This window comes from Dawidia soli, assembly GCF_018598185.1.
GTDB classification, from domain to species: domain Bacteria; phylum Bacteroidota; class Bacteroidia; order Cytophagales; family Cyclobacteriaceae; genus Ohtaekwangia; species Ohtaekwangia soli.
This window is the reverse complement of record NZ_JAHESC010000066.1, coordinates 14,012-30,371: the sequence shown is the minus strand read 5'-3', so window position 1 is coordinate 30,371 and position 16,360 is coordinate 14,012. Positions and strand designations below refer to the sequence as shown.

Here is a 16,360-nt window from a genome sequence, read left to right as displayed (position 1 = left end):
ACAATGTATACATCGAGCGCGCCAGCCACCGTGTAACAAAACCGGCATTTGCCGCAAAGCTCAACGCCAAGCACCTGGTGGACGACGATCTGTTCAACGCCGCCGTGGTAAGCTTCGGCAGCTTTGGCTTTATACACGGCGTATTGATCGAAACGGAGCCCCTATACCTGCTGGAATGTTACCGCAAGCGCGAAACCAACCCCGCATTGCGCGCCATGCTGGAGACGCTTGATTTCACACACGCGGATTTTCTACCCTATGGCAGCGAGCTCCCCCATCATTTCCAGATCACGTTCAATCCGCACGATATGGCCAAAGGCGCCTACGTCACAACCATGTATAAAAGACCCTATACCGACAACTATACACCACCCGTAACCGAATCGGGCTTTGGCCCTGGCGACGATGCTCCCGCCTTTATCGGCCTGGCCTCCGATGCCATACCCGCCTCCGTTCCCCTGGTCGTTAACAATGTGGTGAAAGGTTCGTATAAAACATTTCAGAACGTGGTCGGAACAAGAGGCGAGATTTTCGGCGACACCGAGCTTCGCGGCAAGCTCATCAGCGCCGCCATGGGCATGCCCCTGACAGAAGTGAACCGGGTGCTGAACCTCATGCTCGAGCTCAACGGCGACAACCGCTTCGGCCCGTTTGCCGGCGTCTATGCCCTGCGTTTTGTAAAGGCTACCGCCGCCACGCTGGGCTTCACGCACTTCGCTCCCCAAACCTGTGTGCTCGAGCTCGACTGCGTGTGGTCCCAGCGCATGCTGAAGTTTATCGACGAGGCCTGGCGCCGGCTCGATGAGGCCGGCATACCCTATACGTTCCACTGGGGTAAACAATGCGGACTGAACAACGACCGCATGCTCAACGGCTACGGGCAGGCACGCATCGACAGCTGGAAGAAAGCACGCCGGGCACTGTTGCCGCCCGAAGTGCGCAAAGCGTTTAACAACGAGCAGATCGATGCCTGGGGACTGTGCCACGAAGGGCAGGAAGCGTCACCCATTGTATAAAATATAAACGGCCCTTGATCGGAGAAAAGATCAAGGGCCGCTACACAGGCAACCTCGTCACCCGCAAGGCGCTACTGCGCCTTCAAGGCATTCACGGGATTGGTGCGCGCCGTCTTGAGCGAATGGTAGCTCACCGTCACGAACGCAACAGCGATGGCCACAAGCGAGGCATAGACAAATACGATCCAGGTGAACCCCACATTGTAAGCAAAACCTTGCAGCCAGCGCGTGGCCGCAAAATAGGCCAGTGGCGCTGCCAGGACCATGCCCAGCAGGACCAGCTTCAGAAAACTTTTTGACATCATGCCGACGATATGGAGCACCGAGGCGCCCAGCACCTTCCGCACGGCCACCGCTTTACGGCTTTGTTCCATCGTAAAAGAAGCTAATCCGAACAGCCCCAGGCAAGAGATAAAGACGGCCAGCGCCGAGAATATTCCGAACAACTGTCCCAGGCGTTTCTCCTGGTCAAAGAGCTTGTCAAAGCTTTCATCCAGGAATTGATACTCGAATTCATGTTGCGGAAGGATGCTTTTCCACTTCTGCTCGATCGCCGCCACCATCGCTTGCATATCCGGGGTGTTGACCTTTATAGCCATGTACCGGCCCTCGTAATGCGGGTTGAGAAATAACACCAGCGGATCGATGGCATCGTGGAGATGCTTGAAGTGAAAGTCTTCGATAACGCCAACGACCTTTCCCGGCTCGCTGCCACGTTCGCCAAACTCCATCAGCTTGCCGATGGCCTCTTCGGGCTTCCAGCCAAAGTGGTTCAACGCCGTCTCGTTGATCACGAACTCCTTGCCAAATTGTTGGGTGCCCTCGCGAAAATAACGACCGGCCTTTAATTTGATCCCCATGGTTTTTAACAGGTCGGTATCGCCGCTGAAAATATACAGGTTCTCGGCCTGGTTATCTTTCACGCCCTCATACCAAAGGTTGGTGGTGTTGACCATCCGGCCCGGCACTTCGTTAAACCGTGTCACACCCGTCACGCCCGCGAGACGGGCCATCTCGTTTTTGACGCTGAGGTCGCCCACGCTGTCCCGGGGCATGCTGATCACCAGGGTTTGCTCACGGTCAAAACCCATGTTCTTGGTAAGCATATAATCCAATTGCGAGTAAACAACATACGTCCCCACCATGATCAGGAAGGCGATGGCAAACTGAAACACCACCAATCCCTTTCGCATCAGCTGACCGCTGATATTGCCGATAAAGTTGCCTTTCAATACCGACGCCGGTTTGAAACTGGAGAGGAAAAAGGCAGGATATATCCCGGCGAAAAGACCGACAAATAACGTGATACCGCCAAAGATCACCACGATCAGGGAGTTCTTCAGCGGATTGATGATGATCTCCTTTCCCGAGATGAAGTTGAACTGCGGCACCACCAGGGCCAGCAGGACCGTAGCCAACGCCAGTGATATAAAACTGATCACGACCGATTCGCTCAGGAATTGAAAGATCAGCTGACGCTTCTGGCTTCCCACCACTTTGCGAATGCCCACTTCGCGGGCCCGCTTCAGCGACTGCGCCGTAGTCAGGTTCATGAAGTTGATACAGGCAATGACGAGGATAAAGAACGCGATGGCCGACAAGGTATACACCGTGTTCATGTTCCCGTTGGCCTCGATCTCCAGGCCCCGGTTCGAATGCAGGTGAATGTCCGTCAGCGGCTGAAGACGAATGACGTTCGGCTGGTCGCCGGCTTGCAGATTCTGGTGCTTGTCGAGAAAGGAAGAAATGGTCCTTTCGAAAGCAAGATGATCGATGCCTTCCGGAAGGACCACGTATGTATAATGATTGGTGAGCGAGCTGAAACCTACTTTCGAATCGACCCGCATCGACGCATAGCTTTCCGACGACGCCATCATCGTCATGTGAACATGCGAGTTGGAGGGCAGCGGCTCGAAAACGCCGGTAACGACAAACTCTCTCTTGTTACCCAGCATCGTAAGTGTTTTGCCGATCGGGTCCTGGTCGCCAAAATAAGCACGGGCCGTCTCCGGCGTGATAACCATCGTGTTCACCTCCGCCAGCGCGGTTGCCGGGTTGCCCTTGATCAGGTGAATATCCAGTATATCAAATACCGTGGGGTCCGCATAAAAGACTCTCTCTTTGTTCTTGAATAACGTGCCGGCCTGGTTCTGCATAAATACTTCTACCGGCTTGATCCGCGTATAGCCCGCTACTTCCGGGAAGTTGTCTTTCAGCAATCCACCCAATGGAAACGCCGAAATGGCCCAGTTGTTCGCTTCCAGGTCTACCGCCAGGCGATATATGCGGTGGGCGTTTTTGTTCTGACGGTCGTAGCCGAGCTCGAACTGAACGAACAACGCGATCAGGATACAACAGACCATGCCAATAGCCAGGCCGATGATATTGATGGAAGCATGAAGTTTATTGCGCTGCAGGGAGCGGAGCGCCACGAGAAAATAGCTTTTGATCATGTGCACAGGTTAAGGTAACGGGGTCGTAAAGTCAATAACGGTGCCAGCGTCAAAAAAGCACGATTTTATAGTGATCGGGAAGAGGAGCTGTCCGGTCCGAGATCACGCGTGACCGCCGGCGGACAGTGGCACCGGGGTATCGGGGACGCGTGTAGTGCAGCCGGCCGATTTTTGATAGGCCAACGACAGCAGGTATAATGCCCCATCCCGGTCCGCCGCAGACCGGATATAATAACTGACCCAACCAGATCGCTTGAATGAATGATGGTCTTCCGCGCGTTCTTCCCGGATCAGCGACGTCTTGATCCGGCGGCTGAAGAGCACATCCACAATACCGTGACCATGGATGTGCCCCAGTTCTTTTCCCCCGTAGTTAAATTGAACGCCACCAAACTTATGCAGCGAGGTGGAAACACCTCTCCACGCCGATACCTCGTGTTCGATCTCTTCGATCGTGTGTGTGATCTCCGGCGAGAACAGCATATTCCAGATCATCGCCGCGGCATCGAACCAAAGCGCGAAGAAAGGAACATGCTTGAGCGGGCTTAGGTTATGGATGATGAACCTGAACATCGTGCTCGGCCAGTTGTTTGATGTGATCCATCACGCGTATGTGCACCTGCCGGGTAATATCCACGGCCCAAAGATCGTAATACCAGGCCGGATATACCTTCAGCGTATACCAGCTGTTTCCCGTGAGCAGCGTTGATCCGTCGGCGCGGCGCGTGAGGATAAACTGTCCGCGTTCAATGTTGATGTGCCCGATGATCTCCGGATCCTCCGGCTGCTTCACGATGTCAAACGTGAACACAGAATCCTGAACACTTTGCACGATCACCTCGTCAAAGGTGGCGCCATTGCTAAAGATACATTTCCGCTCATCGCCCACCGCATGGCCCGACACCGTCGATTGTACCGGGCAGGGGAGACCCATCGAGAAAAGCCAATAATCAGGTTCACGCGTATTTACCGGATGGGCGGCAACATACTTCCACACCACGCTGGGCGGTGCATGAATGATCATTTCATCCGACACCATGTTGGCATGCCCATGAAAAGAAAAAACGTCGACGAAAAACAATATGGCATAAAGAAAGATCGTACTGACCCGCAGCATCTTTTTGTCATCGTGGAAGATATAGTGGCCGATCAGCACTCCCACAAACATAAACCCCAACAACAGCGGCGAGACAATAACCAGGCAGATCACGCCCTCGCCCATAAAGAAGGCGCTCAGCATGATCGCGATGACCGTATTGAGTACGACCAGGGGCAGTCGTGCCGACAAACGCTGCTGCTTACGCCGCCAGAACCGCATGGCAATAACACCCATCCCGATCGGCACAAGAATAAACTCCGCCCACGAGATCACAATTCCACCAGCCTCATTCAGATTCATCAGCAGGTAGGCCAGCGCAAAAGCGACAACAGCGAAGATATTGGAATATACAATCCCCTTCACGATCGCATAGCGCGATCCGGGATCCTGAACGACATTCTTTTCCATGACAAGTGAATTTAAATCATGACCCAAATTTATTTTAACATCTCGAACTTTCAAAATTTACTGAAAATATAATTTGAACAGAAGAAGGCTTGGCGACACGAATCCCCGACCTCCCCACACAGCCTTGTACAGTCCTCTTTTACTCCGTACATTTAATATAAAAACAAGTTGTATGCGCTCCCCATCAACGCTCCTCCTGTTTATACTATTGGTCCCGGCCGGTACCGCCGTCTCCCAATCCCAAAAGTCAAAGAAATACACCGAGCTTGACCGGATCGCCTACTACACCGTTGCGGACGCCGATACATCCCGGCAACGCCTGAACCTGGTAATCCCCAAAAAAGTACAACAGCCCCCCCTGCTGATCTGGGTCGGTGGCGGCGCCTGGTCTTACGTCAACCCCGACATGGAAATGGACCTGGCACGCAAGATCGCCGCGTCGGGCATCGCCGTGGCCTCTGTCGGCCACAGGCTCAGCCCCGCCACCTGGAAAGACTCGGCCTTAAACGTGGGTATAAAACATCCCGAACACATCAAAGACCTGGCACGGGCGATGGCCTTTCTGTATACACGCGCGGAACAATACGGATTTGATCGGGATAACATTTTTGTCGGCGGTTATTCCTCCGGTGCGCACCTGGCCGCGCTATTGGTAATGGACAACCGGTATCTCAAACAGCAAGGCTTGTCGAAAGATATGGTACGAGGCGTAATCCCCGTCGCCGGCATGTACGACGTGCAGCACTACTATCAGGTGCTGGCCGAAGGCAATGGACATGCCTTCGCCGACAACCACATCGGAAGCGTATTCGGACTTACCCCGGCGGCGTTTCAGGATGCATCGCCCACTACCTATCTCGACAGCCTCGCTACGCCCATGCTGCTGATCTCGGAAACCAACACATTCAAATACACCCGGCTGTTCGAAGACCGGTTACGGGCGAAGGAATATAAGAAATTCGAAGTCGTCCACGTGCACAGACTCACCCACGGGCAGCTCTGGAAAGACCTGTCGTATGCCGATAAAAGCATCTACCGCGACCTGATGATAGACTTCGTACGCAGAGTATCCATCGATCCCGTCCGGCAATAGGTCAGGACACTACGGGATGCCTGGATAAAAACCAATATCCTATCTTTGACCGACGCTCTTCTCCGAATGCCGGGCACAAGCAGTATCCGGAAAGACATAACATACGCCGACAATGACACCAGGAAAAGCAATGGTTGGGTTGATCACCCGCAGTATCGTATTCGCCGCATGTATGTATTTTGGCAGGACGGCAGGACATTGCCAATCCCCTCAGGCGCCTCCTGTCACACGGCCCTGGACCGCCGAATGGATCGCTCCACCCAATATCATCGGCACCGAATATGGTGTGTATTATTTCCGCAAGAACATTGAGCTGACGACAAAGCCCGCAACATTCGTTGTGTACATATCGGCCGATAACCGCTACAAGTTATATGTCAACGACATCCTCGTGTCGCTCGGACCGGCGCGGGGTGATACCTACTACTGGAACTACGAGACCGTCGACCTGGCACCCTACTTCACGACCGGCAGGAACACCGTCGCCGCGCTCGTGTGGAATGAGGCCGAATACCGCCCCGAGGCGCAGATCAGTGTACGCACTGGCTTTATTGTGCAAGGCAGCTCACCGGCGGAAGAAGTGCTCAATACCAACAACACCTGGAAGTGCCTGCGGGATGCCGGTCGTCAGCCCATCCCCGGCTATTTCTTTGCCGCCAGCAAAGGCGAAATGGTGGATCTGAATCAAACGGTCAAAGGCTCCTGGACGTCCGTCAATTTTGACGACAGCGGCTGGCCAACGGCCGTAAAAGTGCTCGAGGGAAAACTGAAGGGCGCCGCCTGGGGCATAGACTGGGCGTTGGTTCCGTCGTCGTTGCCGCCGCGCGAAATGACCTACCAGCGTATCCGTACGGTACGCAGCGCGCACGGTATAAGCGTGCCGGCAGCTTTTCCGGAAAAGAAGACGCCCCTGGCGATCCCTGCCAATACGGAAGTTTCGCTGTTATTGGATCAGACCTTCGAGACCAACGCCTATGTAACGTTACAGATGAGCGGCGGCAAAGACGCCGGGATCTCCCTGGGCTATGCCGAAACACTGTATGATAAAGGCAGCAACGGCACACGCAAAAGCAACCGGAATGAAGTCGAGGGTAAAGATTTTATCGGAAGGAAGGACAGCATCATTTCCAACGGTGGTGCCGGCCAAACCTTCACCACCTTAAACTTCCGCACGTATCGCTACATCAGGCTTTTCGTAAAAACAAAACGCGAACCCCTGGTGATCGATGACCTGTATGGAACGTTTACAGGATATCCGTTCAAGCAAACCGCGCACTTTAAGACAGACAATACCGAGATCAAACAGATGCTGGAGATTGGCTGGCGCACAGCCAGGCTCAACGCCTGGGAAACCTATATGGACTGTCCCTATTATGAGCAGCTGCAGTACATCGGCGACACGCGCATACAGGCCATGATCTCGTATTACAACACCGATGACGACCGCCTGGCCCGCAATGCTCTCACGCAGATCGACCATTCGCGCATAGCAGAAGGGATCACCCGCAGCTGTTATCCTACCAAAGGCACGCAGATCATTTCACCCTTTTCGTTGTGGTATATCGGTATGCTGCACGACTACTGGATCTACCGCAACGATAGCGGCTTTGTCAAAGATAAATTGATGGGCACCCGGGCGATCCTGGACTTCTTTCGTAAGTACCAGCAAGCTGACGGCTCATTAAAAGACACGCCGTACTGGACGTTCGTCGACTGGGCCGGCAACATGTGGGGACGCATCCAGGGATCCGATGGAAGCGCCGCCATTTACGATCTGCAATTACTCCTGGCCTACCAGTGGGGCGAAGAGATGGAATCCAGCCTGGGGCTCAAAGATCTCGCAGCGATATACCATCAACGGGCGCTGCAATTACGGGCCACCATACAACAAAAATACTGGGACCCCGTCCGGAGGCTATATGCCGACACAAAAGAAAAAGATGCGTTCTCACAGCATGTCAACGCGCTGGCGATACTGGCGGGCATCGTGGACGAACAGGATATGCCTGCCGTGGCGAACGGTCTGCTGCAGGACAAGGATCTAAACCAGTGTACGATCTATTTTAAATATTACCTGCACCAGGCGCTTGTAAAGGCAGGCCGGGGCGACGACTACATGCAGTGGCTGGGCATCTGGCGTGAAAATATAGCCATGGGCCTTACCACCTGGGCAGAAGATTCAAGCCTGCCCACAGTGCGGTCGGAGTGTCATGCCTGGGGCGCCAGCCCGAATATCGAATTCTTCCGGGTAGTATTGGGCGTCGACAGCGGAGCCCCGGGCTTTTCCCAGGTGAACGTCGAACCACACCTGGGTACATTGACAAATGTAGCTGGCGAAATACCACACCCGAACGGAAAAGTCTCCGTGGAATATCGACTTGATCGTGGCAAATGGAAGATCAATATTCATTTGCCGCCAAACACCACAGGGTCCCTGCAATGGAAAGCCCGGACGTATGTTCTCAAGCCCGGAGCCAATGCGTTCATGATCTGAGCGCGGTACTTTATGGGCCCCGCGGATCACATGCAAGTGGCTGTCGAACAGCCCGGAGATCACCGTCTTTCACTGCGCATCGCCCCGGGTATGAATAAAAAGAACAATATCAGACGTTTCATATTGGCAGCATATAAACGTCACAATGTTGCGGAAAAACCGGCAATTCAGAAGATGGACAAATCGATGCGAATGATGCATGTTCTCGTCTTTCTGCTGCCCGAACCGGGGTAGCATGTCTGAATATTTTTGAGAAGGCTGCCGGTTTTTATCGAAGTCTTATACTTGCTTCATTTGACTGCAAGTGGATAAGTGTTTTCGTGTCATTCCATAATTTCTCAGCACGCTGTTTGTCATACGACAATTTTGAAGACTGCCGCTCAATCAACTTTCCGTCATTTGATTGAAAATACTTTCCCGAAACATTTGCATAGGCGGGATCAGCTGCAATCCTTGCAAGGGACTTTCCAGAAAAAATCACGTCTCCCATCGTTACACCGCTCCGTTTCATGACCCAATGCATCAATGAACTCCCCGCCAGCCATTGCACCGGCTTAGGCATATTTCTTAAAAAACCCGTCCCCGAGGTTGCGCCGGGGTCGTAAGCGATAGAGGAAAGCGGGATGTCGGCCCTTTTTAGTCTTCGATCCAGCTCGTAGGCATACAGTATCATGTTTAGTTTCGATGTTGCATATAGCTTACCGTTCGAAACTGGCTTTGTGCCGTTTTTACCTGTATTGGCAAGTTCTATGGCATCATACTCGGCTGCAATGCCCATCATTTTACCATCTGTGGTGTCGGGGTCGTGTGTTCCGCTCGAGGTAAGCACAATACGTCCATTTTTGGCTATCCGGTCTATCAGCAATTCGATCAAGAGAACATGTCCCAAATAGTTCGTGGCAAATGTTTGCTCATAACCATCTTCGGTATAAGAAACTTTCCCGTTGAGTCGCACACCTGCATTGCAAATAATTGCCTGCAAAGGATCAATATCACTCAGGTCAAGCATCTTGCGGCATTCATCAGCTCCCGCCCGTACAGATGCTAAAGAGGACGTGTCTATTTTAAGGACATGAACTTTTCTTTCGTAAGTATTTCGCAGCTCCATGGCAAAAGTTTCCATTTTCTCAGGGCTACGTCCTGCTAAAATCAGATTGAAATGATATTTAGAGGCAAGAAGTTTTGAGCATTCAACTCCTATTCCGCTGTGTCCACCGGTTATTAAGATTGTAGGCATATTTTTTCTTTTTCAGTTGATGCTACAAAGGTTGAGCGTTTAACAGAAAAGACATTTGCCATTTGGTAAAAAGTGATGTTAGCCGAGATTTTTTCTGATCCGGCTTAATGATGACTGTGTAATGCCTAAGTACGAGGCGATGTAAGAAAGAGGAACACGATTCGCGATGTTGGGAAAGCTCTTTAAGAACTCAAGATAACGGGTAGTAGCATCTTGCGAAATCATGGTGCCTATTTTATCCAATTTTTCCATATGATGTTTGTTCATGATTTTATCGATCACTTTGTCCCAATCTAAAATGGTGTTGGAAAGCTCTTTCCAGTTATTCTTGGTAAAAATGATGAATTTACAGTCGGTAACGGCTTGCAAATAAAATGTTGCTTCAAAATTGTCCCAATCCTTTATCAGGTGGTTCTCATCAAAAAAATATTTTGTGATCTCTTCGCCTTTATTGTCGTAGTAGGCAACACGAATAATGCCGTCCACCAGAAAACCAATGTGTTTCGGCAGTTTGCCGGCTTCCCAGAAATAACTGTCTTTGGGAAGATCCAATGCAGTGGCTTTGCTTGTAATAAGGTCAATTTGCTGTTGGTTCAAATTTCCGAACTGCAATAGATATGTTATAAATTCTTTCATGCTGCAAAACTAGGAATCATTCATGGTTGAACATTTGTCATTTGACAAAAAGTGTCTTCGTGCTTGTCTTACGGATGAGCAAACAAAGATATTCCATTGCTGGCGATTTCTATGGTTTATGCAAGGGCGTTTAGAAAAGTGTTCTTAATTCCGGTAATCAATCTGAAAGGGTGTAACACATCAGCCCAGGCTGGAGCGACAGCGCAGGCCTGATATAGTATAGACAACACAGAGTATAACCGAGAGACTTTTGAGACAGCCTCTATCTATTCGTTTATGCTGCTCTTTATCGTATCTCGCGTAAGTCCTGCCGCGGGCCTCGCCCCAGCCGATCACCTGGGCCCCTGTAAACATCGTATACACAGTTTGTATAGATAGAAACGACTGGCGATTTTTTTAGCCTCGCCTCGGGACGAGTAAAGTACAATTTTACGATCGCCTTACCAGTTTCAAAGAACAAATGGACGAGTTGAACGAGGCAGGACAAGACTATTTTAAGCAGCTCTCAAACACGAAGCCCGATACCGGGGAATTGGAATAATACTTTACGCACGCGCAAACAAATAATACTCGCCGCCGTTATCCGGTCCGTCGTGCAAAAGGAAGAAGTCGTAGAAGTCATGTAACATAAACATCTTCTTATGCCAGACCAGGCCCTCACGAAAGCGCGTAATGTGGTGCTTAATGTCATCGCGATCGCCGGGCGGTACGTCGAAAACAAGATAGGTACCCGGTCGGATGGAAAGGGTCAGCCCATCAAAGCCGGACGCTACTGCGCCGGGATCTTCCGAGAATACCCCGTAGAACATCCGGTAATCACGCAAGGCGGTAAAATTCACAGAGTCGAAGATCTTCATGCAGCGCCGGGCCTGGCCCGACAGCGTCATCGATAAAAGCCCGTCCAGGTACGGCATGGTCCGCTCGTAAGCAGGAGAGGTGTTTCCAAAATGCCAGGTATACCCGGCCAGTACACCTCCCGTCAGGATCCGCTCCTGAAACGTAAACGGAAAGTCTGCCTGCACAATAGCGCGATAGTGGGCTTCGGAAGTGATACCATCCATCACCGCGTTTATCGAGTTTGTCCGGATGAGAGACGTCTTTGCTTTCCCGGGCGAAAAGCCGAAATGATTCGTGAATGCTTTTGATAGCGAGTGCTTCGTGGCAAAGCCGGTGGCGTCGGCAATTTCACTCAGGTTGAGTGGTGTATAAGCGCTCAGCATGGCCGCCCGCTCCAGCCGGATGCGCGTGATGTAATGCCCCAGCGACTCCGCGTGCGTGTTCCGGAAAACATCGGCCAGGTGGTGGTAGGATACATGCGTATACTCGGCCAGCTCCCCAATGCCGAACGAGGCCGTCAGGTTATTTTCGACATACTCCGCCACCTTGTTTTGAAGGCGTTGGTAGAAGGCGGTCGTGTCAGTCCGATGCATGCATGTTGGCGTTATCCATTTTGGGGATTCCCCCCGCCGGGTGTTGAACCTGGTACTAGGTACGATATCTTCGCAGAAAAAGTTATGATCACAACAAAAATGAAGATCGGAGCAGGGGTGGTATGCATGCTGTATATCCTGGTACAGTCTTTTCAATGGTGGGTGTTCGCCCAGGCGCTGTCCGCCACCCCCACACCCGTAGAAGATTTCCTGTTCAACGCCGAGCCGTTCAGTGTCCTGCGTTCCTGGCTGATGTTGTTTTCGATGTTCGGGCTGTTCTACATCTTTTTTGTGCTGTGCATATCGGTCTACGATGCACATCCGGCCGCCAGCATCCTGGCGCTGGTGGGCTTCTTTGTATTTTTCCTGCTGGAAATCGTGCTCCGGTCCATCGAGCTGTTCTACCTCCAGCTACATCTGCCGGCAGCCTATGCAGCCGCGACAGATGCTGTTGCCCGCGAGCAGGTGTTGTCGTATGTCGCGCAATTCCAGCAAGTGCAGTTCGCGGTGTATTTTCCCCTGGGCCTCTCCCAAACCATCGGCAGCTTTATCATTGCCGGCGTCTGTCCAACCAGCCTGCGGTATCACTATGCCATAAAAGCAGTGATGTTTTTCAACGGCCTGCGGCTGTTCTTGCGGATGCTGACCAACTACGGCGGCATCGACGCATTCCCGACCTACTGGTACGATACGCTGTATCTTCCGATGGTATATATCACCTTCGGTGTAATGGCCTGGTGGTTTTTCAAAAGTTCTGCAAATATCTTTATATTGGACGAACGCAAACAGAACGTCCATGTATTACATTCAGAAAATAAGCTCGGAAGAAGCGCTTTTATTGATCCAATACGTTGTGGCACAGACGGGAGAGGGCAAGCCCGTGGCCATTTCCATCTGCGGTCCCGAAGGAGAGCTCATCGGTTTCCTTCGCATGGACGGCACCAGCCCGGCCGCAAGCCGCATCGCCCAGAACAAAGCGTATACCGCCGCTGTCGACCGTACCGATACTATGAAGATGGGCGCCCGCATGCGCGGCAACGACAACCCCGCTTTCTGGGGCGACGAGCGCATCACCGGCTTTGGCGGTGGCGTAACCGTGGTTCAGAACGGTGTTGTTGTCGGCGGCCTCGGCATCAGCGGCCTGCCCGAAGCCGACGACGAGCGCCTGGCGAAAGAAGCGGTAAAACATGTATTTGGCTAAGAATACATAGTCACTCCGTTACCACCCGCCGCGGTATAGGCTGCCACAGCGAAGCTGCCCCAATTATTCATGACGACGGGCGGATTTCTGTACAGGCGGCTGGCGCCCCGGCGGGAAAGAATGTAATTTGCCGCCCTAAACAGTACTGTCCGCATGATAAAGAAATTCATCGTAAGCGCGCTGACGATTAGTGCCCTGCACACCGCCACCGCCCAGACACTCGAAAAAATGCAATGGTTCAACGAACCCGAGAAATGGAAGATCGAGAACAACGTTCTGACGATGAACGTCACGCCCCAGAGCGATTACTGGCGTATCTCGCATTACGGCTTCACGGTAGACGACGCACCGTTTTATTATACCACCTATGGCGGCGAGTTTGAGGCGAAAGTAAAGCTCACCGGTGCCTACAAAGCCCGCTTCGACCAGATGGGCCTGATGCTCCGCACCGATCACGAGAACTATATCAAGACCGGCGTCGAGTTTGTCGACGGCAAGTTCAACGTCAGCACCGTTGTCACCCACCACACCAGCGACTGGAGCGTTACCACCCTCGACAAGGTACCGCCCTTTATCTGGATCAAAGTAGTACGCCGCCTGGATGCCGTAGAGATCTTTTACTCGTTAGACGATAAAACCTATATCATGACGCGCAACGCGCCCCTGAAAGACAACCACCCCGTGATGGTGGGGCTCATGGCCGCCAGCCCCGATGGCAAAGGCTTCGAAGCGAAGTTCGAGAGCTTCAAAGTCACCCACCTGCCCGACCAGCGCCGCCTCGAATGGCTGAAGAAAAACGGCGGATAACACGTCGTGACCGGCGCGTAAATATCTGATATACATATATTTGAAAATAAAACCTTACAACCGGCCGCCTGCCGGTTGTATTTTTATGCACCTTTGCGTATAGCCCACCCATCCTGCTCCTGTATAAATTATACACAGGAGGACCAGATCCGTAAACAAAAGACACCGCATGAATGCACTGAACCTGAAGGAGGCGCAGTATAGCCCTAAGGTCATTTTAAACAAAAAGGATGGGATCTTCGAGATCTCGGGTCGGTCGTTGCCGGAGGATTCCGACGAATTCTATGCGCCCGTCGTGGCCTGGTTCAAAGAATACTTTCAGGCTCCGAATCCCACCACGGTGCTCTCCATTCAATTTCAGTATTTTAATTCAGCCACCGCCAAGATCATCTACGGCCTGATGCATACCCTGCAAAGCATACCCGGCGCTTCGGTGGAGTGGTGCTACCACCAGGACGACGAAGACATTCTCGAAGCCGGACAGGAGTTTGAGAGCGAGCTTACCGTACCGTTCACCTTTAAAGAGATCTGAAAAAGGGAGCGGCAATACCTGCCGGTATCGCCGCGAACCCTATGAACATATATAGTTACCACATCACCGGCGGGTCATCAGGTTCTGGTTGCGGATCAGACCGATGAACTCACCCCGGTAGCCTTCCACGTCCTTGCCGCGCGCACCCTGCGCCAGCTCCAGGACGTCTTTGAATCCAAACGCTTTCACATACTGCGATTCGCGCAGCAGCATGCCGAACGCGGCCACGGCGGCCGACCACCGGAAGTCATCCGAGGTTCTTTCAAGCGCCACATTCTTGTCCACCAATACCTGCTGCAACAGCTTGCTGGTGTTGCCATCCGGTTTCTTATAGCGGAACTTCACCGTCATCAGTTCGTTCGAGTGGCCGGCAACGATCGTGTTGGACGGCTTCTGGTATTTCAGCTTGTCGATGTCGTAGAAATCACTCTTTACACCGGCAGGGATGATCTCGTACAGCGCCGTCACGGTGTGGCCGGAGCCCAGCTCTCCCGCGTCCTTCTTGTCGTTGTTAAAATCTTCGGCTTGCAACAACCGGTTCTCGTAGCCGATCAACCGGTACGCCTGCACCTTCGTCGGGTTGAACTCGATCTGCAGCTTCACATCCTTCGCGATCGTAAACAGCGTACCGCCAAACTCGTTCACCAACGTCTTCTGCGCTTCCAGCATGTTGTCGATGTACGCATAGTTGCCGTTGCCCTTGTCGGCCAGGATCTCCATCTTCGAATCTTTATAGTTGCCCATGCCGTAGCCCAGCACCGTCAGGAAGATACCGTCACCACGCTTCTGCTCGATCAGGTGTTCCATGTCCTTGTCGCTCGAAGCCCCTACGTTGAAGTCACCGTCGGTCGCCAGGATCACGCGGTTGTTACCGCCCTCCTGGAAGTTCTCCCGGGCAATGGCATAGGCCAGCTGAATACCGGCGCCGCCCGCCGTCGAGCCACCCGCCTGCAGGTTGTCCAGGGCGTTAATGATCTTCTGTTTCTCGTTACCCGGCGTAGACGGCAGTACCAATCCGGCCGCGCCGGCGTATACCACGATCGCCACGCGGTCTTGCTTGCGCAGCTGCTCTACCAGCAGCTTGAAGGAAGACTTCAGCAACGGCAGCTTGTTGGGATCGCTCATCGACCCGGATACGTCAATTAGAAATACGAGATTTGAAGCGGGCAGGTTGTCGACCGGTATCTTTTTACCTTGCAGACCGATGTGTACCAACTTGTGCTGCTCGTTCCACGGCGCCGCCGAAACCTCGGTATAGATCGAAAAGGGATCATCGCCGGTAGGTTGTGCATAGTCATAATCGAAATAATTGATCATCTCTTCAATGCGCACAGCATCCTTCGGTACCGGCTGGCCGTTCTGGATAAACCGCCGCACGTTGCTGTACGAAGCCGCGTCGACGTCGATGGAGAATGTCGACAACGGTTCTTGCAACGCGCCGCGGAATATATTTTCCTGAAAGGTGCCGTATTCTTCGGTATTGGGCTCAGGCGCCGCCGCGTAATCATATTGAAGATAACCTGCGCTGGGGGCAACCTGTATGCCCTGCGTGCGCGTGGGTATCGCCTGCATGGCCTCTTTGCGTGACCGCGCGTCGCGCTTGCGTTCGGTTCCATACCCCACGACCACCACTTCGTTCAACGCCTTCGTATCTTCCTCCAGCACCACGTCAAGTACATGGCTGACGCCCATCGGCACTTCTTTTGTTACAAAGCCTATGAAAGAAAACACCAGGATCGTCTTATTGTTCGGCACCGTGATCGAATAAGTACCGTCAGCACCGGTATTGGTGCCGGTTTTTGCACCCTTGCAGACGACGTTAACGCCGGGGATCGGCAGTCCGTCGCCTGCAGCCGTGACCTTGCCCGTAATGACCCGGCTCTGCGAAAATGCCATCACCGGCAGCAGGAGCAACATGACTCCCAGAAGATATAAGCGCGTTTTCATAGTTGTA

Annotated in this window: 13 protein-coding genes and 1 pseudogene; 6 read left to right on the top strand and 8 right to left on the bottom strand. The window is 52.7% G+C overall.

The window, feature by feature from the left end:
- Positions 1 to 1,016: pseudogene (locus tag KK078_RS28015) on the top strand (FAD-binding protein); the annotation flags it as partial.
- Between the two features lie 71 nt (positions 1,017 to 1,087).
- On the opposite strand, the gene KK078_RS28010 reads toward KK078_RS28015, so the two are convergent.
- The 3 genes from KK078_RS28010 to KK078_RS28000 form a co-directional block, all read right to left on the bottom strand.
- A complete protein-coding gene (locus KK078_RS28010; protein ID WP_254093788.1) occupies positions 1,088 to 3,469 on the bottom strand; it encodes an ABC transporter permease in 2,382 nt (793 codons plus the stop codon).
- Between the two features lie 102 nt (positions 3,470 to 3,571).
- Positions 3,572 to 4,042: a luciferase domain-containing protein gene (locus tag KK078_RS28005; RefSeq protein WP_254093786.1), complete on the bottom strand. Its 471-nt coding sequence runs from the start codon at positions 4,040 to 4,042 to the stop codon at positions 3,572 to 3,574.
- Positions 4,020 to 4,976: a hypothetical protein gene (locus KK078_RS28000; protein WP_254093784.1), complete on the bottom strand. Its 957-nt coding sequence runs from the start codon at positions 4,974 to 4,976 to the stop codon at positions 4,020 to 4,022. The genes KK078_RS28005 and KK078_RS28000 overlap by 23 nt, the downstream gene beginning before the upstream one ends.
- A gap of 172 nt (positions 4,977 to 5,148) precedes the next feature.
- Between KK078_RS28000 and KK078_RS27995 the strand changes: the two genes are divergently transcribed.
- Positions 5,149 to 6,069: an alpha/beta hydrolase gene (locus KK078_RS27995; protein WP_254093782.1), complete on the top strand. Its 921-nt coding sequence runs from the start codon at positions 5,149 to 5,151 to the stop codon at positions 6,067 to 6,069.
- Positions 6,070 to 6,181: 112 nt separating this feature from the next.
- A complete protein-coding gene (locus tag KK078_RS27990; RefSeq protein WP_254093776.1) occupies positions 6,182 to 8,563 on the top strand; it encodes an alpha-L-rhamnosidase-related protein in 2,382 nt (793 codons plus the stop codon).
- Positions 8,564 to 8,831: 268 nt separating this feature from the next.
- Here KK078_RS27990 and KK078_RS27985 read toward each other — a convergent pair whose 3' ends face one another.
- The 4 genes from KK078_RS27985 to KK078_RS27970 all read right to left on the bottom strand — a co-directional run bounded on the left by KK078_RS27985 (position 8,832) and on the right by KK078_RS27970 (position 12,664).
- A complete protein-coding gene (locus tag KK078_RS27985) occupies positions 8,832 to 9,800 on the bottom strand; it encodes an SDR family NAD(P)-dependent oxidoreductase (RefSeq protein WP_254093774.1) in 969 nt (322 codons plus the stop codon).
- A gap of 78 nt (positions 9,801 to 9,878) precedes the next feature.
- A complete protein-coding gene (locus KK078_RS27980; RefSeq protein WP_254093771.1) occupies positions 9,879 to 10,436 on the bottom strand; it encodes a Crp/Fnr family transcriptional regulator in 558 nt (185 codons plus the stop codon).
- Between the two features lie 545 nt (positions 10,437 to 10,981).
- Complete coding sequence (locus KK078_RS27975) at positions 10,982 to 11,866, bottom strand: helix-turn-helix domain-containing protein (RefSeq protein WP_254093769.1); 885 nt, start codon at positions 11,864 to 11,866, stop codon at positions 10,982 to 10,984.
- Positions 11,867 to 12,277: 411 nt separating this feature from the next.
- A complete protein-coding gene (locus KK078_RS27970; protein WP_254093768.1) occupies positions 12,278 to 12,664 on the bottom strand; it encodes a hypothetical protein in 387 nt (128 codons plus the stop codon).
- Here KK078_RS27970 and KK078_RS27965 point away from each other — a divergent pair.
- The 3 genes from KK078_RS27965 to KK078_RS27955 all read left to right on the top strand — a co-directional run bounded on the left by KK078_RS27965 (position 12,663) and on the right by KK078_RS27955 (position 14,406).
- Entirely contained in the window at positions 12,663 to 13,067 is a 405-nt protein-coding gene (locus KK078_RS27965) for a GlcG/HbpS family heme-binding protein (protein WP_254093766.1), read from the top strand. The two genes, KK078_RS27970 and KK078_RS27965, sit on opposite strands and share 2 nt — an antisense overlap.
- 153 nt (positions 13,068 to 13,220) lie before the next feature.
- The gene (locus tag KK078_RS27960) at positions 13,221 to 13,874 is read left to right on the top strand and encodes a DUF1349 domain-containing protein (protein WP_254093764.1); all 654 of its coding nucleotides are present in this window, start codon (positions 13,221 to 13,223) and stop codon (positions 13,872 to 13,874) included.
- Between the two features lie 169 nt (positions 13,875 to 14,043).
- The gene (locus KK078_RS27955) at positions 14,044 to 14,406 is read left to right on the top strand and encodes a DUF1987 domain-containing protein (RefSeq protein WP_254093762.1); all 363 of its coding nucleotides are present in this window, start codon (positions 14,044 to 14,046) and stop codon (positions 14,404 to 14,406) included.
- Between the two features lie 63 nt (positions 14,407 to 14,469).
- Here the strand turns inward: KK078_RS27955 and KK078_RS27950 are convergent, their stop codons facing one another.
- Positions 14,470 to 16,353: a vWA domain-containing protein gene (locus KK078_RS27950; protein WP_254093760.1), complete on the bottom strand. Its 1,884-nt coding sequence runs from the start codon at positions 16,351 to 16,353 to the stop codon at positions 14,470 to 14,472.
- Positions 16,354 to 16,360: the final 7 nt, after the last annotated feature.